General features: G+C 74.8%; 19 protein-coding genes. 11 read left to right on the top strand and 8 right to left on the bottom strand.

The annotated features are described in order from the left end of the window. Both glgX and KPL60_RS09825 read right to left on the bottom strand, forming a co-directional pair. Positions 1-2,169, bottom strand: coding sequence for a glycogen debranching protein GlgX (gene glgX / locus KPL60_RS09830; RefSeq protein ID WP_226365606.1), 2,169 nt, complete (start codon positions 2,167-2,169; stop codon positions 1-3). A gap of 169 nt (positions 2,170-2,338) precedes the next feature. Further along, positions 2,339-2,806, bottom strand: coding sequence for a PPOX class F420-dependent oxidoreductase (locus tag KPL60_RS09825; protein WP_226356304.1), 468 nt, complete (start codon positions 2,804-2,806; stop codon positions 2,339-2,341). A gap of 79 nt (positions 2,807-2,885) precedes the next feature. On the opposite strand from KPL60_RS09825, the gene KPL60_RS09820 reads away from it, so the two are divergent. The 4 genes from KPL60_RS09820 (at position 2,886) to KPL60_RS34595 (ending at position 7,050) form a co-directional block, all read left to right on the top strand. Next, a complete protein-coding gene (locus KPL60_RS09820; RefSeq protein ID WP_062402348.1) occupies positions 2,886-3,311 on the top strand; it encodes an HIT family protein in 426 nt (141 codons plus the stop codon). A gap of 4 nt (positions 3,312-3,315) precedes the next feature. Continuing rightward, on the top strand, positions 3,316-3,912 hold the full coding sequence (locus KPL60_RS09815; protein WP_226365605.1) for a histidine phosphatase family protein: 597 nt from the start codon (positions 3,316-3,318) through the stop codon (positions 3,910-3,912). A 293-nt stretch (positions 3,913-4,205) separates the two neighbouring features. Continuing rightward, positions 4,206-5,531 (top strand): MFS transporter, encoded by a 1,326-nt coding sequence (locus KPL60_RS09810; protein ID WP_226365604.1) that lies wholly within the window; start codon positions 4,206-4,208, stop codon positions 5,529-5,531. 199 nt (positions 5,532-5,730) lie between these two features. Then, a complete protein-coding gene (locus tag KPL60_RS34595; RefSeq protein WP_226365603.1) occupies positions 5,731-7,050 on the top strand; it encodes a GGDEF domain-containing protein in 1,320 nt (439 codons plus the stop codon). Positions 7,051-7,212: 162 nt separating this feature from the next. On the opposite strand, the gene KPL60_RS09800 is transcribed toward KPL60_RS34595, so the two are convergent. After that, positions 7,213-8,592, bottom strand: a complete 1,380-nt coding sequence (locus KPL60_RS09800) for a diguanylate cyclase (protein WP_226365602.1) — start codon at positions 8,590-8,592, stop codon at positions 7,213-7,215. Positions 8,593-9,261: 669 nt separating this feature from the next. Here KPL60_RS09800 and dxs point away from each other — a divergent pair. Genes dxs through KPL60_RS09785 form a run of 3 tightly spaced genes read left to right on the top strand, consistent with a single transcriptional unit; the run spans position 9,262 to position 13,050 of the window. Further along, entirely contained in the window at positions 9,262-11,202 is a 1,941-nt protein-coding gene (gene dxs, locus KPL60_RS09795) for a 1-deoxy-D-xylulose-5-phosphate synthase (protein ID WP_226365601.1), read from the top strand. Beyond that, positions 11,202-11,879, top strand: a complete 678-nt coding sequence (locus KPL60_RS09790) for a response regulator transcription factor (protein ID WP_062404606.1) — start codon at positions 11,202-11,204, stop codon at positions 11,877-11,879. Before dxs ends, KPL60_RS09790 begins: the two co-directional genes overlap by 1 nt. Positions 11,880-11,883: 4 nt before the next feature. Then, on the top strand, positions 11,884-13,050 hold the full coding sequence (locus KPL60_RS09785) for a cell wall metabolism sensor histidine kinase WalK (protein ID WP_226356311.1): 1,167 nt from the start codon (positions 11,884-11,886) through the stop codon (positions 13,048-13,050). Positions 13,051-13,139: 89 nt separating this feature from the next. On the opposite strand, the gene KPL60_RS09780 is transcribed toward KPL60_RS09785, so the two are convergent. From KPL60_RS09780 to KPL60_RS09770, 3 genes are all read right to left on the bottom strand, one after another. Continuing rightward, positions 13,140-14,321 (bottom strand): ribonuclease D, encoded by a 1,182-nt coding sequence (locus tag KPL60_RS09780; protein ID WP_226356710.1) that lies wholly within the window; start codon positions 14,319-14,321, stop codon positions 13,140-13,142. Positions 14,322-14,407: 86 nt separating this feature from the next. Next, positions 14,408-15,076 (bottom strand): response regulator transcription factor, encoded by a 669-nt coding sequence (locus tag KPL60_RS09775; protein ID WP_010233729.1) that lies wholly within the window; start codon positions 15,074-15,076, stop codon positions 14,408-14,410. Positions 15,077-15,386: 310 nt separating this feature from the next. Next, positions 15,387-16,007: a DUF3000 domain-containing protein gene (locus tag KPL60_RS09770; RefSeq protein ID WP_226356312.1), complete on the bottom strand. Its 621-nt coding sequence runs from the start codon at positions 16,005-16,007 to the stop codon at positions 15,387-15,389. Between the two features lie 95 nt (positions 16,008-16,102). On the opposite strand from KPL60_RS09770, the gene hemE reads away from it, so the two are divergent. Genes hemE through hemQ form a run of 3 tightly spaced genes read left to right on the top strand, consistent with a single transcriptional unit; the run spans position 16,103 to position 19,446 of the window. Further along, entirely contained in the window at positions 16,103-17,197 is a 1,095-nt protein-coding gene (gene hemE / locus KPL60_RS09765; RefSeq protein ID WP_226365600.1) for a uroporphyrinogen decarboxylase, read from the top strand. Then, positions 17,194-18,717 (top strand): protoporphyrinogen oxidase, encoded by a 1,524-nt coding sequence (hemG, locus tag KPL60_RS09760; RefSeq protein ID WP_226365599.1) that lies wholly within the window; start codon positions 17,194-17,196, stop codon positions 18,715-18,717. The genes hemE and hemG overlap by 4 nt, the downstream gene beginning before the upstream one ends. A gap of 33 nt (positions 18,718-18,750) precedes the next feature. Further along, the gene (gene hemQ / locus KPL60_RS09755; protein ID WP_226356315.1) at positions 18,751-19,446 is read left to right on the top strand and encodes a hydrogen peroxide-dependent heme synthase; all 696 of its coding nucleotides are present in this window, start codon (positions 18,751-18,753) and stop codon (positions 19,444-19,446) included. 30 nt (positions 19,447-19,476) lie between these two features. Here hemQ and msrB read toward each other — a convergent pair whose 3' ends face one another. After that, a complete protein-coding gene (gene msrB / locus KPL60_RS09750) occupies positions 19,477-19,929 on the bottom strand; it encodes a peptide-methionine (R)-S-oxide reductase MsrB (protein ID WP_083658895.1) in 453 nt (150 codons plus the stop codon). Positions 19,930-19,971: 42 nt separating this feature from the next. Further along, on the bottom strand, positions 19,972-20,253 hold the full coding sequence (locus tag KPL60_RS09745) for a hypothetical protein (protein ID WP_073577094.1): 282 nt from the start codon (positions 20,251-20,253) through the stop codon (positions 19,972-19,974). Between the two features lie 35 nt (positions 20,254-20,288). Between KPL60_RS09745 and ligD the strand changes: the two genes are divergently transcribed. Then, positions 20,289-21,317 carry a non-homologous end-joining DNA ligase gene (ligD, locus tag KPL60_RS09740; protein WP_374203847.1) on the top strand — a complete coding sequence of 343 codons (1,029 nt, stop codon included), beginning with the start codon at positions 20,289-20,291 and terminating at the stop codon, positions 21,315-21,317. The last annotated feature ends 2 nt before the right edge of the window (positions 21,318-21,319 follow it).

Genomic DNA, 21,319 nt, shown 5'->3' with positions numbered 1-21,319 from the left:
TCAGCCCTTCGATCGCAGGACGAGCAGGGAACGGGCGGGCAGCGTCAGCACCGAGCCCGCGGACACCGGGTCGAGGTCGGTCCCGGTGACGCCGGCGGCGTTCGGCGGGTGCACCTCGCCGGCGTGGGTGTCGACGACGATCTCCCACGCCTGCCCGAACTCGGCGGGCGGCAGTGTGGTGTCGATGTCCTCCCAGTAGGAGTTGAAGCAGAGCAGGAACGAGTCGTCGACGATCCGCTGCCCGCGCTGGTCGACGTCGGCGATCTGGCCGCCGTTGAGGAACACGACGACCGAGCGGCCCAGGTCGTTGTCCCAGTCCTCCTCGGTCATCTCCCGGCCGGCCGGGGTGAACCAGCCGATGTCGGCGACGTCCTCGCTGGTGGAGGACCGGCCGATCGGGCGGCCGGCGAAGAACCGGCGGCGGCGGAACACCGGGTGCGCGTGCCGCAGCGCGGCGACGCCCGCGGTGAAGGTGGTCAGCGCGTCGTGCTTGCCGGCCAGCTCCCAGTCCTGCCAGGCGATCTCGTTGTCCTGGCAGTAGACGTTGTTGTTGCCGCCCTGGGTGCGTCCGGCCTCGTCGCCGTGCAGCAGCATCGGGGTGCCCTGGGACAGCAGCAGCGTCGCCAGGAAGTTGCGCTGCTGGCGGGCCCGCAGCTCCAGCACCGTCTCGTCGTCGGTGGGGCCCTCGACGCCGCAGTTCCAGGACCGGTTGTGGCTCTCGCCGTCGTTGCCGTCCTCGCCGTTGGCCTCGTTGCGCTTCTCGTTGTAGGACACGAGGTCGGCCAGGGTGAAGCCGTCGTGCGCGGTCACGAAGTTGATCGAGGCGTACGGGCGCCGGCCGTCGCCCTGGTAGAGGTCCGAGCTGCCGGTGATCCGGGACGCGAACTCGCCGAGGGTGCCCGCCTCGCCGCGCCAGAAGTCGCGGACGGTGTCGCGGTACTTGCCGTTCCACTCGGTCCACAGCGGCGGGAAGTTGCCGACCTGGTAGCCGCCGGGGCCGACGTCCCACGGCTCGGCGATCAGCTTGACCTGCGAGATCACCGGGTCCTGCTGGACGAGGTCGAAGAAGGTCGAGAGCCGGTCGACGTCGTAGAACTCCCGCGCCAGGGTGGAGGCGAGGTCGAACCGGAAGCCGTCGACGTGCATCTCGGTGACCCAGTACCGCAGCGAGTCCATGATCAGCTGCAGGGTGTGCGGGTTGCGGACGTTGAGCGAGTTCCCGGTGCCCGTGTAGTCCATGTAGTAGCGGGCGTCGTCGTCGACCAGCCGGTAGTAGGCGTGGTTGTCGATGCCGCGCATGGACAGCGTCGGGCCCATGTCCGAGCCCTCGGCGGTGTGGTTGTAGACCACGTCGAGGATGACCTCGATGCCCGCGTCGTGCAGGTCGCGCACCATCGCCTTGAACTCCGCGACCTGGGTGCCGGACCGGATGGAACCGGCCGAGTAGGCGTGGTGCGGGGCCAGGAAGCCGATGGTGTTGTAGCCCCAGTAGTTCGACAGGCCCTTCTCGGTGAGGTGGTGGTCCTGCACGAACTCGTGCACCGGCATCAGCTCGACGGCGGTGATCCCGAGCCGCTTGTAGTGCTCGATCATCGCCGGGTGCGCGACGCCGGAGTAGGTGCCACGCAGCTCCTCCTCGACGTCGGGGTGCTGGATGGTCAGCCCCCGCACGTGCGCCTCGTAGACGACGGTCTCGTTGTAGGGGATCTTCGGCGGACGGTCCGAGCCCCAGTCGAAGTACGGGTTCACGACGACCGACTTCGGCACGTGCGGCGCGGAGTCGGTGTCGTTGCGCGAGTCCGGGTCCCCGAACTTGTAGCCGAACACGGCCTCGTCCCAGTCGACCGGGCCGTCGAGGGCCTTGGCGTAGGGGTCGATGACCAGCTTGTTCGGGTTGCAGCGCAGGCCCTGGGCCGGGTCGTACGGTCCGTGCACCCGGTAGCCGTAGCGCTGGCCGGGCTCGATGCCGGGCAGGTAGCCGTGCCAGACGAAGCCGTCGACCTCGGTCAGCGGCACCCGGGTCTCGGCGAGACCGCCGGGGGCGCCGGGGTCGGGGGAGAACAGGCACAGCTCCACGCCCTCGGCGAGCTCGGAGAACAGTGCGAAGTTGGTGCCGGTGCCGTCGTAGCTGGCACCCAGCGGATAGGCGTGCCCGGGCCAGGCCTGCATGGTCTGCGTCCTCTCGTCGCGCGCCCCGGCCGCAGGCCGCGGGCGCGCTCACACTGTGTCGGGCGGGCACCGTTGCCGCATGGTGGGCGGGACCGTCGGCGGTCCACGCCACATCACCTCCGCGTCCGCAGCAGCTGCGGACGGGGGCGGTCGATCGTCCCAGGAACGGTCAGGAGTCGGCGAGCCGGGCGGGGAAGCCGCCGGTGGCGACCGGGCTCCACCGGGCCGGGGTGATGCGGATCAGGGCCTTCCCCTGGTCGGACATGGCGCGGCGGTACTCGTCCCAGTCCGGGTGCTCGCCGGAGATGGCGCGGAAGTAGTCGACCAGCGGCTCGAGCGCGTCCGGCAGCGTGATGAGCTCGGCGTCGCCCTCGACCTGCACCCAGGCGCCGTCGAACTCCTCGCTCAGCACCACGACCGCGGCCCGGCCGGCCTTCGCGACGTTGGCCGACTTGGCGCGCTCGGGGTAGGTGGCGATCACGATGCGCCCGTCGTCGTCGACGCCGCCGGTGACCGGGGAGGCCTGCACGCCGCCGTCGGAACGGGTGGTCATCAGCACCATGTGGTGCCGGGGACGGACGAACTCGAGCAGCTCGTCCCGGTCGACGCGGTCACTGCGGGCGATGGTGCGGGGCATGCCCGAAATCCTAGGGTGGCCGGGGGCCCCGCGCCCGCCGTTCCTCACCCCGCGCCGCGGGCCACTAGGGTCCGGATCCGTGGCCACCGTCTTCACGAAGATCATCAACGGCGAGATCCCGGGCCGGTTCGTCTGGGCCGACGAGCAGTGCGTCGGGTTCCTGTCGATCAACCCGCTCGGCCCGGGGCACACCCTCGTCGTGCCGCGCGCGGAGATCGACCAGTGGGTCGACGCCGACGCCGGGCTCGTCGCCCACCTCACCGAGGTGTCGCGGACCGTCGGGCTCGCGGTGCGCGAGATCTGGTCGCCGCCCCGGGTCGGTCTGCTGGTCGCCGGGTTCGAGGTGCCCCACCTGCACGTCCACGTGTTCCCGGCCTGGGACATGCGGGCCTTCGACTTCGCGAACGCGGCCGCCACCGTCGACGGCGCCGAGCAGGACGGGCACGCCGAGGCCCTGCGCACGGCGCTGCGGGCCGCCGGGCACGACGCGCACGTCCCGGGCTGAGCGGGTGCACCTGCTGCTCGTCCGGCACGCGCTGCCCGAGGCCGTCGAGCACGACGACGGCACCCACGCCGACCCGGGCCTCGCGCCGCAGGGCCGGGACCAGGCCGCCCGGCTGGTCGACGCGCTGGCCGGCACCCCGGTCGACGCGCTGCACACCAGCACGATGCTCCGCGCGGTCCAGACCGCCGAGCCGCTCGCACGCGAGCGCGGTCTCATCCCGCACACCCGCGCCGACCTGCGCGAGTACGACGCCGAACGCTCGCTCTACGTCCCGGTCGCCCGGATGGCGCAGGCCGACCCGGCGGCCTGGGAGCGGATGCGGGCCGGGCACCTGCCCGAGCACGTCGACGGCGCCGCGTTCCGGGCCCGGGTGTGCGCCGGGATCGAGGAGGTCGTCGCGGCGCACCCGGGGCGGGTGACGGTGGTCGTCGTCGCGCACGCGGGCGTGGTCAACGCCTACCTCGCCGAGGTGCTGGGCATCGGCCGGGACCTGCCGTTCCCGCTGGACTACGTCGGGATCTCGCGGGTGGTGTGCGCCCGTGACGGGATGCGCAAGGTCCGGACGGTGAACGAGACGGCCCACGTCGTGGACCTGCTCTGATGCCGGAGCGGACCGTTGCGGGACGGTCACGTCGACCGCTTGCCGTCGACCGTTTGCCGTCGATGGCGACGCACGTGACGGGCCTGTGACGCCGCTCATACGCCGTTCGCCGCCGTCGTTGCGCCGCCCGGCTTCACGCGGATCATCCGGGGCGACGACCGGGCGGGGTGTACCTAGGCTCGACGGGAACTCCTGCCCGCCGCCGACGCCGAGGTGGTAGGCCCCCGCGCCGAGGTCGGGTGCCGGGTCCGCAGCGGGCCGCCCACGCCGGACTCCGAAGGGACCCCACGCCGATGGTCGAGCGCGGCGGCTCCGGGACGGGAGACGACGAGCCTCGCGACCCCGATCCCGCCGCCGGCGTCCGCGGCCCCTTCTCCGTCCCGGACTTCCGCGCGCTGTGGACCGCGGAGGTCCTGTCGGTCGCCGGCGACCAGGTCGCGCGGGTCGCGCTGACCGTCCTGGTCCTGAGCGAGACCGGCTCGGTGGCGTGGTCGGCGGGGGTCTACGCGCTGACCTTCCTGCCCGCCCTGCTCGGTGGGCTGCTGCTCGGCCACCTCGCCGACCGGTGGCCGCGTCGCCGGCTGCTGATCGGGACCGACCTGGTCCGGGCCGGTCTCGTCGTCGCCATGGCCGTGCCCGGTCCCGGGCTGCCGGTCCTGGGGGCGCTGCTGGTGCTGGTCGTCCTGCTGGGCGGCCCGCACACCGCGGCCCGCTCGGCCCTGCTGCCCGACCTGCTGTCCGGGGACCTGCTCGCCCGTGGCCTGGCGCTGCGTCAGGTCTCGGTGCAGGTGGCGCAGGTGGCGGGCTTCGCGGGGGGCGGTCTGCTCGTCGCGACGCTGACCCCGCGCGGCGCCCTGCTGGTCGACGCCGCGACGTTCGTCGGCTCGGCGGTTCTCGTCGGCCTCGGTGTCCGGTCCCGGCACGCGGCGGTCGCGGCCGGACCGTCGGCGGCGACCGCGCCGGCCGCGGCCGCGTCGGAGCCCGGGTCGGCGACGCGGTGGGGGGCCCGGTCCGGCGCCTGGTGGCGGTCGGCGCTGGCCGGTCTGCCGGTCGTGTTCGGCCACCCCCGGCGGCGTTCGCTGGCCCTCATGGCCTGGATGCTCGGCATCTTCGTGCTGCCCGAGGCGCTGGCGGCGGCCTACGCCGTCGCGATCGGGGCGGGCCCGGCGGCGACCGGGCTGCTGATGGCGGCCGACCCGGCGGGCAGCGCGGTCGGGGCCCTGGTCGTCGCCTACGTGCTGCCGGCCCGGCTGCGTGAGCGCGGCCTGGTGCCGCTGGCCGTCGGGGCGGCGCTGCCGCTCGCACTGACGCCGCTGGCGGCCGGCCTGTGGCAGGCGGTCGCACTCTGGGCGGTGTCGGGAGCATGCGCCACGGCCTGCCTGATCGCGGCCCAGTCGGGCTTCGCGCGGGCGACGCCGAGCGCGGTCCGCGGGAGCGCCGTGGGCGTCGCCGCGTCGGGTCTCGTGGCGACCCAGGGGGTCGCGGTCTTCGCCGGCGGGATACTGGCCGAGTGGACCGCTCCCGCGACGGCGCTCGGTGTGTTCGGTGCGGTGGGGATCGTGCTCGCCCTCGGTGCGGTCCGGATGCTCCGGTCGGCCGGTCCGGGGGCGGTCGCATGACCCCGGCACGCGTGGTTCCCGGTGCTCACCAGCCTCGGTTGCGCACGACGTCACCTCCTGTCGTCCGGTATGGCGGCACCGCCGCCTCTTCTGTCACTCATCGTGACGAATCGACGACCATCATACCCGTTCGGGTGACATCGACGGTGTCGGACGAACGCGATGTGCCGATCGGTCCCGTCCGTTCGGGTAGGTACTCGTGACCGGGATCGGGAGTGGCGACCCCGAACGTCCCCGCTGGCCCTTCCGCGGCCTGCCGGCACGGGTGCTCGCCGTACTGGTGCTCGTCGAGCTCACCGCCGTGGTGCTCGTCGTGACCGACGTGGCCCGGCTGCCGTGGGACCGCGACACCGGCCTGCTGGCACTCGGCGCACTCGGCCTCACGGCGCTCGGCGCGGTGCACACCGAGATGGCGACCGGCATCGAGCGGGTGCGCCGTCGGGTCGCACACGTCTCCTACTTCGACCTGTCGACGGTCTGGACCTTCGCGGCCGCCCTGCTGCTGCCGCCGGGGGTGGCGGGCCTGGTGGTCGTCGCCGTCTACGGCCACCTGTGGTGGCGGGTCTGGCGCCCCGCCGGGGCGCAGCTGTACCGGCACGCCTACACGACCGCGACCGTCGTGCTCGCCGCGATGGCCGCCTCGGTCCTCGTCCCGTCCGAGTCGCTCACCGCGGCCGCGGGGGTCGGCGGCGGGAGCCGGGTGGTCGGCTACCTGTCGCTGCTGCTGGCCATGGCGGTCTACGGACTGGTCAACCAGCTGCTCGTCGCGACCGCGCTGGCGCTGTCCTCGCCGCACCGCCCGGAGTGGCGACGTCTGGTGGGGGACGGGGACGACCACGTGCTGGAGGCCGCGACGCTGTGCCTGGCGGTACTGGCCGCGCTCGCCGTGCAGCGCCAGGTGCTGCTCGTGCTGCTGGTCCTCCCGCCGCTGCTGGTGCTGCACCGGGCGGTGCTGATCCGGCAGCTGGAGGAGCGGGCGAACACCGACGCCAAGACCAACCTGCTGACCGCCGTCGCGTGGCGGGGCCGGGCGCACCGGGCGCTCGCCCGGGCCCGGCGCCAGCGCGGTGCCGTCGCGGTGCTGATCCTCGACCTGGACCACTTCAAGGCCGTCAACGACGGCTACGGCCACCTGGCCGGCGACGAGGTGCTCTCCGCCGTCGCCGGGACGCTGAAGGCCCAGGTCCGCGAGGTCGACCCGGTCGGGCGCTTCGGTGGGGAGGAGTTCGTCGTCCTCCTGGCCGGGCTGCCGGTGGGGCCGGAGGGGCGCGAGCTCGCCCACAACGCGGCCGAGCGCATCCGGCGGACCGTCCGGTCGCTGGCCGTGCACGTCGACGGCCCGGGCGGCGGCATCACCATCTGCGACCTGTCGGTGTCGGTCGGGGTCGCGGTGACCGGCGGCGACGGCGAGTCCCTCGACGAGCTGCTGCAGGTCGCCGACCACGCCCTCTACGCGGCCAAGCGGGCCGGACGCGACCAGGTCCGGACCGGGCGCGACGGGAGCGTCCCCGGCCGCTGACCTGCGGCGACCGGTTCCGCCACGGCCGGGCCGCGGCGGTCGGTCGGCGCCTGGCCGTGGCGGGTCGCGGCGGGAGCCGGGCCACGGCGGGTCGCGGCGGGTGCCGGGGCCGTGGCGGCCGACCGGCGCCGTCCCGGCGGCAGCGGGAGTCGGCCGGGGGCGTCAGGCGTGCTCGGACTCGGCGGGGAAGGTGTGGCGCCCGATCCGCACGGCGTCGCGCCCGGCCCGCTTGGCCGCGTAGAGGGCGGAGTCGGCGACCTCGAGCAGGCCGGTCAGGGCGTGGCCGTCGTCGGGGAACAGCGCCCCGCCGATCGAGACGGTGATCCCGGCGCCGGCCCGGGGCGACGGACGGCCGTCGGTCCCGGCGGCGCCCGGGGACGGTGCGGGCAGCCGCTGGGCCGGGACCCCGTCCGGCGGTGCCACCGGGCCGGAGTCGCCCGCGATCCGCCTGCGCAGGCGCTCGGCGATCTGGCGGACCTCCTCGCGCCCGTCGTTCCCGGAGAGCCGGGGGAGCAGCACGACGAACTCCTCCCCGCCGAACCGGCCGACGAGGTCGTGGTCGCGCAGCTCCTCGCGCAGCACCTGGGCGGTGGCGGCGAGGACCTGGTCGCCGTAGAGGTGGCCGTGGGTGTCGTTGATCTCCTTGAAGTGGTCCAGGTCGAGGATCAGCAGCGCCGCGGGCCGCCGTTCGCGTTCGGCGAGGGTCAGCTCGTGGGTCCCGCGCAGGTGCCAGGCCGCGTGGTTGAGCAGCCCGGTCTTGGCGTCGGTGTCGGCCCGTTCGCGCAGCTGGCGGACCAGGATCGTGCGGTGCAGGGCCAGGATGGGCGGCACCGCGAGCAGCGCGACGAACGGCCCGCTCGCGGCCAGCGCTCCCGCCGTCAGCGCCCCCAGGCAGAGGGTCGCCAGCTCCAGGGTGAGCTCGTCGCCGCCGAACAGGATGCGCACCACCCGGGTGTCCGGGCTGGCCACCGCGACCACGCCGAGCACCAGGCAGGTGTTGACGACGGTGTAGGTCAGCAGCGCGAGCAGCAGCGCGAGGGTGCCGGGCAGGCTGCCGTAGAGCTCACCGGGCCGGGTCGCGGCGAGCACCCCGGCCGCCGCGTGCACGGACAGGATGACCGTCGCGGTGCTGTAGACCTCGCGGTAGACCGGCCTGCGGTCCGGGGGCGGCACCGGCCGCAGCACCCGGACGTAGAGGTGGGTGTAGACGACCACCACCACGAACGCGCCCAGTACCGGTGGCAGCAGCAGGGCCGAGGCGAAGGTCCAGACCGAGGTCAGGTTCACGTGGTGGGTCTCGGCGGTGTAGCGCCGGATGCGTTCGACGCCGGCCACGACCTCGGTGTGCAGGATCCCGGCCACGGTCAGGGTGGCGAGCAGCACCAGCGTCGAGTGGTCGAGCCGGGGCGGGTTCAGCAGTCCGGCCAGGACCAGGCAGACCGCCAGCAGCTCCACGGCGAGGACCGGGCCGAGCAGCCGTCCCGGGATGGACCAGATCGGCCAGCGGGTGACCTGGTGCAGCCGGACCGGTTCCGGGGCCATACGTCCCTCCCTCGCCGGCGTCGTCCCACCCGATCCTGCCCGTCCGCAGCAGCGACCGGCGTGCCGCCCCTCCGTGATCCTAACCGCACTCGTCGCCGTCAGTGATCGATACGGCTTCGTGATCGAGTCGTAGCTGCTCGGACGAGTGGCGTGATCACGCTGAGTGTCGGCCGTACGGCCGCCCCGGTGACTGTTGATATCGCAATGGTGCTCCCTGGTTTGTTCGTCGGTCGACGGCGGGTCACCCTTTTCGGCGGCGGCACCGGTGAATACGTGAGAGACCATGTCGGTATGCCGGTAATTGCTGTCCCGTGATGTCACGGCGGCGCCACGACGTGCGGGATGTCGATCAGGAAAGGGGTGTCCGATGCGCAACTGGGGTTGGTGAACGCGTCCGCGGTAAGTGCCGCGGCCATTGTGTCGATCAACTGTGGGTCCGAGTGCGAAAGGAGATCAACAATGCGTAACTGGGGTTGGTGAGAACAGTGGACGTACCGCGTCGCAGCACGGGACGCGGCGGGCACCGTCCGGGTGACGGACGACGCCCGCCGCGCCCGGCAGCGCCATCGGGTCGCCTCGGCTACCGGTCCGTAGAGTGGGACCACGAGTCGATGCCGGTCCTCCGTGGTGGAGGACGCCCGAGCAGGGCCGGCGGCGAGGAGGCAGTACGTGACGACGAACCGGGGACTCTCGGCGATCCGGCGCCCGGCCGATCTGCGAGGGCTCGGGCCCGACGAGCTGACCTCGCTCGCGGCCGAGATCCGTGGGTTCCTGATCAAGGCGGTGTCCCGCACCGGTGGTCACCTGGGGCCCAACCTGGGTGTGGTGGAGCTGAGCATCGCCCTGCACCGGGTCTTCGAGTCCCCGCAGGACACCCTGATCTGGGACACCGGGCACCAGGCGTACGTGCACAAGCTGCTGACCGGCCGTCAGGAGGGCTGGGACCGGCTGAAGAAGACCGGCGGGCTGTCGGGCTACCCGAGCCGCGCCGAGTCCGAGCACGACCACGTGGAGTCCAGCCACGCGTCGTCGTCGCTGTCCTGGGCTGACGGGATCGCCCGCGCGCACGCCCTGACCGGGGTCGACCGGCACGTCGTCGCCGTGATCGGCGACGGGGCGCTGACCGGCGGCATGGCCTGGGAGGCGCTCAACAACATCGCGGCCGGCGAGGACCGCAACGTCGTGGTCGTCGTGAACGACAACGGCCGCTCCTACTCGCCGACCATCGGCGGGCTGGCCGACCGGCTCGCGTCGCTGCGGCTGCAGCCCGGCTACGAGCGGGTGCTCGAGGCCGGCAAGCGCACCGTCCGCGGCACCCCCGTCGTCGGGCCCGCGCTCTACGCCGGCCTGCACGCGTTCAAGGCCGGGGTGAAGGACGCGCTCTCCCCGCAGGAGCTGTTCTCCGACCTGGGGCTCAAGTACTTCGGCCCGGTCGACGGCCACGACATCGGCCAGCTCGAGTCCGCGCTGCGCCGGGCGAAGCGCTTCGGCGGGCCGGTCATCGTGCACACGGTCACCCGCAAGGGCAACGGCTACCCGCCCGCGGAGAACGACGAGGCCGAGCAGATGCACAGCCCGGCCGCGTTCGACCCGGAGACCGGTCTGCCCACCGGCACCCCGGTCACCGGCTGGACCGACGTGTTCGCCGAGGAGATGGTGGCGCTCGGGTCGCGGCGCACCGACGTCGTCGCGATCACCGCGGCGATGCTCGGCCCGACCGGCCTGGCGCCGTTCGCGGCCGCCCACCCGGACCGCATCGTCGACGTCGGGATCGCCGAGCAGCACGCGCTGACCACCGCCGCCGGGCTGGCCCGGGCCGGGCGGCACCCCGTCGTCGCGCTGTACTCGACGTTCCTCAACCGCGGCTTCGACCAGCTGCTGATGGACGTGGGCCTGCACCGCGAGCGCGTCACGCTGGTGCTGGACCGCTCCGGCGTCACCGGCAGCGACGGCCCGTCGCACAACGGGATGTGGGACCTGTCGCTGCTGGGCATCGTGCCCGGCATGCGGGTCGCCGCCCCGCGCGACGAGGAGACCCTGCGCGAGGAGTTCCGGGAGGCCACCGCGGTCACCGACGGCCCGACCGCGCTGCGCTACCCCAAGGGCTCGGTGATCGGCTCGGTGCCCGCGCTGCGCCGCCTCGACGGCCCGGCCGGGGTCGACGTGCTGCACGAGCCGTCCGACGGGCGCTCCCAGGTGCTGCTCGTCTGCGTCGGGGCGTTCGCGAAGTCCGGTGTCGCCGTCGCCCGGCGGCTCGCCGACCAGGGCGTCGACGTGACCGTCGTCGACCCGCGGTGGCTGCTGCCGGTCCCGCGGGAGCTGCTCACGCTGGCCGCCGACCACCAGCTCGTGGTCACCGTCTCCGACTGCGGCACGCACGGCGGGTTCGGCTCCGCGCTGTCCGACGCGCTGCGCGCCGCCGAGCTCGACGTGCGCCAGCGCGACCTCGCGCTGCCCCAGGAGTACCTGGAGCACGGCAGCCGCGACGACGTCCTCGCCACCTGGGGGCTGACCGAGCAGGACATGGCCCGCCGGATCACCGAGTGGGCGGCCGCGGCGGTCCCCTCGACCCCCGAGGGCGCCGTTCCCGGGCGGGAGCGCACCCGCTGATGCGCGTCATCGTCGTCGAGGACGAGCCGGCGATGGCCGACGCCGTCGTGCGCGGCCTGCGCCGGGACGGGATGGCCGTCGACGTGGCCTACGACGGCGACGAGGGCTCGGAGAAGCTGTCGGTGACCCGCTACGACGTCGCCGTCCTCGACCGGGACCTGCCCGGCCGCAGCGGCGACGACCTGTGCGACGAGCTCGTCGCCGCGGGCGGCCTGACCCGGGTGCTGATGCTCACCGCGTCGGGCACCCCGGCCGACAAGGTCGAGGGCCTGTCCCGCGGCGCCGACGACTACCTGGCCAAGCCGTTCGACTTCCCCGAGCTGGTCGCCCGGGTCCGGGCGCTCGGTCGTCGGGCGACCCCGGCGGTGCCGCCCACGCTGCGGGCCGGCGACGTCGTGCTGGACCCGGCCCGGCGCACCGTGCTGCGCTCCGGGCGGCCGGTCGAGCTGACCCGCAAGGAGTTCGGCGTGCTGGAGGTCCTGCTCGCCGCGGGCGGGGCCGTGGTGTCGTCGGAGGAGCTGCTCGAACGCGTCTGGGACGAGAACGCCGACCCGTTCACCACCACGGTGCGGGTCACCGTCATGACCCTGCGCAAGAAGCTCGGCGCGCCCGGGCCGATCGACACCGTCGTCGGTGCCGGGTACCGGGTGCCCGCCGACGGGACCCCCACGGCGTGACGGCGTGGGCGCCCTCCGGCCGCGGCTGACGCTGCTCGCGACGGCGCTCGTCGCCGCGGTCGCCGCGCTGCTGCTCTGGCTCGGCTGGATGCTGGTCGGCGCGGTGGTCGCGGGCACCCCGGCGCTGCCCGGGACGGTGTTCGTCGGCGGGGTCGCCGTGCCCGCCGAGACCGCCCGCGACGCGGTCGCCGCCGCGGCCCGCGCCGAGGTGCTGCGGGCCGGGCTGATCGCGTTCCCGCTGGTCGTCGCGGCCGGGGCGGTCACGTCCTGGGTGCTGGTCGGGCGGGTGCTGTACCCGCTGCGCCGGGTCGTCGAGACCACCTCGCGGCTCTCGGCGAGCTCGCTCGACGAGCGGGTCGCGCTCGCCGGTGCCCGTGGCGAGGTCGCCGAGCTGGCCGCGGCCGTCGACGCGATGCTCGACCGGCTGCAGGCCGCGTTCGACGCGCAGTCCCGGTTCGTCGCCAACGCCGGGCACGAGCTGCGCACCCCGCTCGCGGTGCTGCGCACCGAGATCGACGTGACGCTCCAGGACCCCGACGCCGACGCCGAGGAGCTGCGCCGGATGGCCGGGGTCGTCCGGGAGGCGGGCCGCCGCTGCGACGAGCTGGTCAGCGGGCTGCTGCTGCTCGCCCGCACCGAGGCCGGGGGAGCGATGCCGGGCTCCGACCGGGTGCCGGTGGACCTGGCTGCGCTCGTCGCCGCGGAGCTCGCGGCCGTGACCGGGGACGTCGCCGCCCGCGGCCTGGTCGTGCGCACCGACCCGCGGCCCGCGACGACCCGGGGCAACGAGCCGCTGCTGCGCCGGATGGTGGCGAACCTGCTGGAGAACGCGGTGCGGCACAACCGCGACGGCGGCTGGATCGAGGTCGGCTGCGGGACCGGCACGCCCGAGCCGGGAGTCGTGCTGCGGGTCGCGTCGTCCGGGCCGGAGCTGGCCCCGGACAGGGTGGCCGAGCTGTTCGAGCCGTTCCGGCGGGGCCCGGTGGCCCGCACCGCCCACACCCGCGGCTCCGGGCTGGGGCTGTCGATCGTGCGGTCGGTGGCCACCGCGCACGGCGGGTCCGTGCACGCCGAGGCGGTGCCCGGTGGGGGACTGGCGGTGCACGTCGCGCTGCCCGACGACAGCACGGCCCCGGCGCCCTCGGGTGGGGCGCCGGTCCTCGCGCGCTGACACTCCACAGGGGACGCGGGCCGAGCAGGCCCGGCCGGCTCAGCGGATGCGGGCGGCGCGGCGTGCGTGGCTCGGCGTGGGAGGGTGGCTCAGCGGGCGCGGGCGGCCAGGGCCGGTTCGAGCAGCGGGGCGAGCAGCTCGACCTGCCACGGGCGGGCGCCGCCGGCGACCAGGGCGGCCGGGAGGTCGCCGTCGGTGGGCGGGGTCCAGCAGACCCGGCGCAGCAGGTCGGGCTGCAGCAGGTTCTCCACCGGCACGTCGTGCTGCTCGGAGACCGTGGTCAGTGCCGCGCGGGCGGCGGCGAGCCGGGCCGCGGCATCGGGGTCCCGGTCGGCCCAGCGCGACACCGGCGGCGGGCCGTCGGTGGTGGCGGCGCCGCGTGGCAGCTCGGCCTCGGGGAGGTCGGCGGCCCGGCGCAGCGCGTCGAACCAGTAGCGGGCCAGCCTGCGCTGGGAGCGTCCGCGGAACACCGGCAGCTCGGCCAGTGCCTGCGGGGAGTCGGGGTTGCGCACCGCGGCGTCGACGATCGCGGCGTCGGGCAGGACCCGGCCGGGGGCGATGTCGCGCTCGGCGGCGAGGGAGTCGCGGGCCTGCCACAGCTCCCGGACCGCGGCGAGCGGGCGGGGGCGGCGGACCTTGTGGATGCCGGAGGTGCGCCGCCAGGGCTCCGCGCGCGGCGGGGACGGCGGGGCGGTGCGGACCGCCTCGAACTCCTGGCGGGCCCACTCGAGCTTGCCCTGCTCGTCGAGCATCTCGGTCAGGACCGAACGCAGGTCGACGAGCACCTCGACATCGAGCGCGGCGTAGACCAGCCAGTCCTCGGGGAGCGGGCGGCGCGACCAGTCGGCGGCGCCGTGCCCCTTCTCCAGGCCGAGGCCGAGCAGGTTCTCCACCATCGGGCCGAGCCCGACCCGGGGCAGCCCGGCCAGCCGGCCGGCGAGCTCGGTGTCGAACAACGACGCCGGGCGCAGGTCCAGCTCGGCCAGGCACGGGAGGTCCTGCGAGGCCGCGTGGAGCACCCACTCCGGCCCGTCGAGGGCCTCGGCGAGCGGGCCCAGCTCGCCGCGCAGCGGGATCGGGTCCACCAGCGCGGACCCGGCCCCGGTACGCCGCAGCTGCACCAGATAGGCGCGCTGAGAGTACCGGAAGCCGGAGGCACGCTCCGCGTCGACGGCGACCGGGCCGCTGCCCCCGGCGATCGCCGCCGCCACGCGGGCGAGGTCGTCGGGGGTCGCGGTGACCGGGGGGAGGCCGTCGGCGGGACGGAGCAGCGGTACCGGATCGGGTGAACCGTCCGGAGTCGCCGAGACCGGCGGCCGGGTCGTGTCCGTACCGCCGGCGGCGCCGGTCCCGGGAGTCAGCGAATGACCCCCGCGCGCATGGCGAGCGCGACCATCTGGGCGCGGTCGCCGGTGCCGAGCTTGCGGCCGATCCGGGAGAGGTGGCTCTTCACCGTGAGTGCGGAGAGGTTCAGGGCCTCACCGATCTCCTTGTTGGACTGGCCGTCCGCGACGAGCTGCAGCACCTCGACCTCGCGGGCCGAGAGCTCCCGCGGGGTGTTGTCGGTGCCCGGCACGCGGGACCCGGTGGCGAGCAGGGGGGCGACCGTCGGGTCGGCGTAGACGCCGCCGTCGAGCACCCGCTTGACGCCGTCGGTCACGACCGAGGGCGACGCCGACTTGAGCAGGTACGCCTGCGCGCCGGCCTGGAACGCCGAGCGGACCGCGTACGGGTCGTCGGAGGAGGCGAGCACGACCAGCCGGTTCCAGCCGAGCGAGCGGAGCTCGCTGACCAGGTCCAGCCCGCTGCCGTCCGGCAGGGTCAGGTCGAGGATCGCGAGGTCGCAGGGACCCGCGGCGTGGGCGCGGGCCCGCGCCTCGGTGACCGAGGCGGCCTCGTGCACGGTGCCCGCTCCCATGGAGCGCAGCCGTCCGGCGATCGCCTCCCGGAGCAGCGGGTGGTCGTCCACGACGAGAACCGTGAACAGCTCCTCCCGCGGCTGCGGGACGATCCCCGGCGAGAGCACTGCTCCACCGATCGGAGCGCCACCTGCGGTGGTGCTGCCGGAGCTCTGCGCCGGCACTTGCTGGCCAAGTACAGCCACGTCGTCAACCTTCCTGGAGTCGGTCGTACGCCCCCGACCAACACCGGAACCCGAGGGACGGAGAGTGGCGCTCGGCCGCCCGGGCGGGTGCCATGGAAGAGATGGTATCCCTCCATGCGGCCTAACGTCTGGTGTGCATTCGTCTTTCCGGCCTGGAAAGTTACATGCATGTGGGCGCGGTCCCACCCCTCCGGGTGAAAGATTTCCGACGCATGCCGTTGACCTGCGACGTTCAGCCGGGTGATCGGCTCAACGGCACTGCGCCGACCGGCGGCAGACCCGCTGCGGTCGACACCAGGGACGCGAACGCGACGGCGTGTCGGGACAGATCACCGTCGCTCTCCGTGGGCGACCAGGAGGCGCGCAGCTCGACGTCGTCCTCCCGCGGCGGCTCCTCCCCGGGGCCGCCACCACCGCCGCTGAGCCCGCCGAAGCGGACCGACGAGGTCTGGGTGACGGTCCCGCCGAGCGCGGTGAAACCGGCGCCGGCGTGCTCGAGCGCGTCGGTCAGCCAGGACCAGCCGATCCGCGGCAGCATGTCGTCGCCGAGCTGGCCGGGCTCCAGCCGGGCCTGCACGAAGCAGACCAGCCGGAAGGTGCCCTCCCAGCGTTCCTGGCCGTCGGGGTCGTGGAGCAGGATCAACCGGCCGGAGGTGTCCGGCTCGTCGAGGTCGTCGGTCCCGTCGCCGCGGTGCCCGATGTCGGCCTCGACGCTGGTCGCCCAGCTGTACGGCGCGAGCCGGGGCGGGGCCTCGAGCGGCCGCACCACGAGCTCGGGGCGCGGTCGGACCGACGCGAGCGAGCGGACCGCGCTGCGGAACGCTGCTGGTGGTGGTGAGTTCGGGTCCGGCACGGCGTCGGACTCTAAGGTGCGATACCCGTCGTACCTGGCAGGCGCGCCGGGGCGCCCGAGCACCGGCCCGGTCCGCGTGGGATCATCCGTAGGTCATGACTGCAGGCATCGTCTCCGCGCCCCCCGCCCGCCGCGACCTCGCGGGAGCACCGTTCCTCGACGCAGCGCGCGGTGGGACGCCGTCGCGGCTACCGGTCTGGTTCATGCGCCAGGCGGGCCGCTCGCTGCCGGAGTACCGGGCCCTGCGCCAGGACAACGCGATGCTCGAGGCGTGTCTCACCCCGGACCTGACCTGCGAGATCACCCTGCAGCCGGTCCGCCGCCACGACATGGACGCGGCCATCCTGTTCTCCGACATCGTGGTGCCGCTGTACCTGGCGGGCATCGGGGTGGACATCGTGCCGGGCACCGGCCCCGTCGTGGACTCGCCGGTCCGCACCGCCGCCGACGTCGCGGCGCTGCCCGAGCTCGCGCCGGAGCAGGCGGCGCGCGTCACCGAGGCGATCGGCCTGCTGCTGCCCGAGCTGGGCCGGGTCCCGCTGATCGGGTTCGCGGGCGCCCCGTTCACCCTCGCCTCCTACCTCATCGAAGGCGGCCCGAGCCGCAACCACGAGCGGACCAAGTCCCTCATGCGCTCCGCCCCCGACGTGTGGCACGCCCTGCTCGGCAAGCTCGCCGTGCTCACCGGCACGTTCCTGCAGCAGCAGGTCGCCGCCGGGGTGGACGCGGTCCAGCTGTTCGACTCCTGGGCGGGCGCGCTGTCCGAGCGCGACTACCGCGAGTTCGTGCTGCCGCACTCCGCCACGGTGCTCGGCGCGCTCGCCGGGGCCGGCGTGCCGCGGATCCACTTCGGGGTAGGCACGGCCGAGCTCCTGGGCGCGATGACCGACGCCGGCGCCGACGTGATCGGCGTGGACTGGCGGACCCCGCTCGACGTCGCGGCCCGCCGGGCCGGTGGCGCGGTGCCCGTGCAGGGCAACCTGGACCCGGCGGTGCTGTTCGCCGGTCAGGACGCCGTCGACGCCGAGGTCGTGCGGATCGCCGCCGAGGGGGCCCGCACCCGCGGGCACGTGTTCAACCTCGGCCACGGCGTCCTGCCGCCCACCGACCCGGACGTGATCACCCGGACCGTCGAGACGGTGCACGCCCAGCCCGTGGCCGGGCCGACGGGCGACCGTCCGTCGCGATGACCCGCGTCGCCGTCGTCGGCGGCGGTGTCTCCGGTCTGGCCTGCGCGCACCGGCTGCGCACGCTGCTCGGCCCGGCCGCCGAGATCGTCGTGCTCGAGCAGCGTGACCGGCTCGGCGGCGTGCTGCGCACCGTCGACCTCGCGGGGGCGCCCTTCGACGTCGGCGCCGAGGCCTTCCTCGTCCGCCGCCCCGAGGTCCCCGCGCTGCTCGCCGAGATCGGGCTGGCCGACGCGCTCACCCACCCCACCGCGGCGACGGCGACGATCCGCGCCGGCGGGCGGACCGTGGGCCTGCCCCGCGGCACCCTGATGGGCGTGCCCGGCCGTGACGCCGACCTCGGGGGAGTGCTGTCCGACGCCGGACGGGCCGCGGTCGCCGCCGAGCCGTCCACGCCGCTGGACTGGGACCCCGGCACCGACGTCGCGCTCGGGGAGCTGCTGCGCCGCCGGTTCGGCCCCGAGGTCGTCGACCGGATCGCCGACCCGCTCCTGGGCGGTGTCTACGCCGGGCGGGTCGACCGGCTCGGCCTGCGCGCCACCGTCCCGGCGCTCGCCGCCGCGCTCGACGCCGGGGCCGGATCGCTGACCGAGGCCGCCAGCACGGGGATGGCCGGGTCCGGCCAGCGCGGCGGGACCCTCGCCGCCGGGACGCCCGCCGCGGGGACCGGCCGCACCGCGCCGCCGCCCGCCGGGAACGGGGCCGTCGGCGGCACCGGGGCCGAACCGTCCGCGGTGCCGCAGCCGGTGGCCGTCGGACCGGTCTTCGGAGCCGTGCGCGGCGGCTACCGCGAGGTGATCGCCGCACTCGTCGCCGCGTCCGGGGCCCGGGTGCGCACCGGCGTCACCGTGCGGGAGCTGCACCGCCGCCCCGACGGCTGGCGGCTCGTCCTCGGACCGGTCCCGCAGCCGGAGGCGCTCGACGTCGACGCCGTCGTCCTCGCCGTCCCCGCACCCGCCGCCCGCCGGCTGCTGGAGCCGGTCGCCCCGGCCGCGGCCGCCGCGGCCGGGCGGATCGAGCTCGCCTCCTCCGCGGTCGTCGCGCTCGCCTTCCGGGCCGCCGACGTCGCCGGCATGCCCGGCACCTCCGGCTGTCTGGTCGCCGCGGACGAGCCGCTGTCGGTCAAGGGCGTCACCCACGCGTCGACGAAGTGGGCCCACCTCGGTGAGGACGGCCTGGTCCGGCTCCGCGCCTCGATCGGCCGGTTCGGCGAGGAGGCGAGCCTGCAGGTCGACGACGCCGAGCTCGTCGCCCGTGTCCGTGCCGACCTGGCCGTGCTCGACGGCGTCGACGCCGTCCCGGTCGCGTCGTTCGTGCAGCGCTGGGGCGGCGGTCTGCCGCAGTACGGCGTGGGGCACGGCGCGGTCGTCGACACGCTGGAGTCCGCCGTCGCCGCCGTCGGGGGCCTGGAGGTCGCCGGGTCGATGCTGCACGGGGTCGGCGTCCCCGCCTGTGTCGCGACCGCCCGGGCCGCCGCCGAGCGGCTCGCCCCGGCCCTGCTCGCCGCACCGACCGGTCGCTGAGGGCACCCTCACCGGCCGCGTACCATGCCGGACATGGCCCGCGTGGACGTCAAAGCGATCAACGACACCATCCGCTACACCATGTGGTCGGTCTTCCGGGTCGAGCCCGGCCGCCTCGGCGACGACCGCTCGGCCGCCGCCCGCGAGGCGACCGAGTACCTCGACTCGCTCGCCAACAAGGACGTCACCGTCCGCGGCGTCTACGACCTCGCCGGTGTGCGGCACGACGCCGACTACATGATCTGGTGGCACGCCTCGGAGATCGAGTCGCTGCAGGCCGCCTACTCCGACCTGCGCCGCACCACCGCGCTCGGCCGGGCGAGCGTGCCGGTCTGGAGCCAGACCGCGCTGCACCGCCCGGCGGAGTTCAACAAGAGCCACGTCCCGGCGTTCATGGCCGGTGAGGACCCGAAGCGCTACGTCTGCGTCTACCCGTTCGTCCGGTCCTACGAGTGGTACCTGCTGCCCGACGCGGACCGGCGCACGATGCTCGCCGACCACGGCAAGGAGGCCCGGGACTACGCCGACGTGCGCGCCAACACCGTCCCGGCGTTCGCCCTCGGCGACTACGAGTGGATCCTCGCCTTCGAGGCCGACGAGCTGTACCGCATCGTCGACCTCATGCGGCACCTGCGCGGCACCGAGGCCCGCCGCCACGTCCGCGAGGAGATCCCGTTCTACACCGGCCCGCGGGTCGAGGTCGGCGACCTCGTCGCGTCCCTGCCCTGAGCGGCGGTGGGGGCCGCCGCCCGGCGGCCCCTACTCCGCGGCGGGCTCGAGGGTCAGCGACACCGAGTTGATGCAGTAGCGCAGGTCGGTGGGGGTGCCGTAGCCCTCCCCGGCGAACACGTGGCCCAGGTGGCCGTGGCAGGTCGCGCACAGCACCTCGGTGCGCGTCATGCCGAGGCTGGAGTCGGTGCGCTCGATGACGGCCTCACCCGCGAGCGGGGTGAAGAACGACGGCCACCCGCAGTGCGACTCGAACTTGGAGTCGCTGCGGAACAGCTCCGCCCCGCAGGCCCGGCAGCGGTAGACGCCGGTGGTGGTCGTGTCGGTGTACTCACCGGTGAACGGGCGCTCGGTCCCGGCCTTGCGGAGCACCTGGTACTCGTCGGGGCTGAGCTGGGCCCGCCACTCGTCGTCGGTCTTCTGCACCGGCGCGGCCGGGAGCTCGGCGTCGGAGGTGGTGGTGTTGCGGCTGAACAGACCCATGCATCCACGGTAACCCGTTGATCGGTCGTGTGCCGCCGGTCGTCAGACCCAGGTGGCGACGACGAACCCGGCCGCGTTCGCGATGACCCAGGCCGCGACGAGCAGCAGCAGCACCGTCACCCCGACGGCGGCGGCGCGCTGCGGGCCCCGGAGCCGGTTCGCCGACTCCGCGAAGTCCCCGACGCCGCGGATGTAGCCCTCCACCGAGCACGACGGCACCCGCTGCATGCGGTCCAGGTGCGCGGCGAACGCCCGCGCCTCCGGGTCCTCCGGGTCGAGACCCAGCAGGTCGTCGTCGAACCGGGGGGACCGGTCGGAACTCATGGGCACACGATAGTCGCCGGGGGTAGGTTCGCCGGGTGGCGAGCCGTGAGGTCGTGATGCTGCAGGTGGACGGGCCCGACGGGCCGCGCGACGTCCGCCTGACCAGCCCGGACAAGGTCGTGTTCGGCGAGCTCGGCATCACCAAGCGGGAGGTCGTCGAGTACTACGTCGCGGTGGGGGAGCCCATGGCCGCCGCGCTGCGCGACCGCCCCACCAACCTGAAGCGGTTCAACTCCGGGGTGGACGGCGAGCCGTTCTTCGTCAAACGCGTCCCGAAGGGCGCGCCGGACTGGGTGCGGACCTGCACGGTGACCTTCCCCAGCGGCCGTACCGCCGAGTCGGTGTCGGTCACCGAGCCCGCGACGATCGCCTGGGCGGCCAACCTCAACACCCTCGACTTCCACCCGTGGCCGGTCCGCTGCGCCGACACCGACCACCCCGACGAGCTGCGCATCGACCTCGACCCGCAGCCGGGCACCGACTTCGGCGACGCCGTCGTCGTCGCGCAGACCCTGCGCGAGGTCCTCACCGAGGCCGGGCTGACCGGGTGGGCCAAGACCTCCGGCGGGCGGGGCGTGCACGTCGCCTGCCCGATCCGGCCCGAGTGGGACTTCGTCGAGGTCCGGCACGCCGTGATCGCGCTCGCCCGCCGCGTCTGCCGGCGCATCCCGGAGCTGGCCACCGTGGACTGGTGGAAGGAGGAGCGCGGCGAGCGGGTCTTCCTCGACTACAACCAGGCCGCCCGCGACCGCACCATCGCCTCGGCCTGGTCGGTGCGCGGACTGCCCGCCGCGACCGTCTCCATGCCGGTCACCTGGGACGACCTCGGCGAGGTCGACCCCGCCGGGTTCACCCTGCGCACCGTGCCCGGGCTGCTGGAGCGCCACGGCGACCCGCACGCCGGCGCGGGCGAGGAGCGGGGGAGCTGCGCGACCGCGCTGGAGTGGTACGCCGAGGACGAGGCCGAACGGGGGCTGGGGGACCTGCCGTACCCGCCGGAGTACCCGAAGATGCCGGGGGAGCCGCTGCGGGTGCAGCCGAGCCGGGCGCGCAGGCAGGACTGAGC

The sequence above is a fragment of the Pseudonocardia sp. ICBG162 genome (assembly GCF_020496225.1).
In the GTDB taxonomy this organism is placed as follows: Bacteria; Actinomycetota; Actinomycetes; order Mycobacteriales; family Pseudonocardiaceae; genus Pseudonocardia; species Pseudonocardia alni.
Note: the sequence above shows the minus strand (reverse complement) of the source record. Positions and strands in the feature narration are given on the sequence as shown.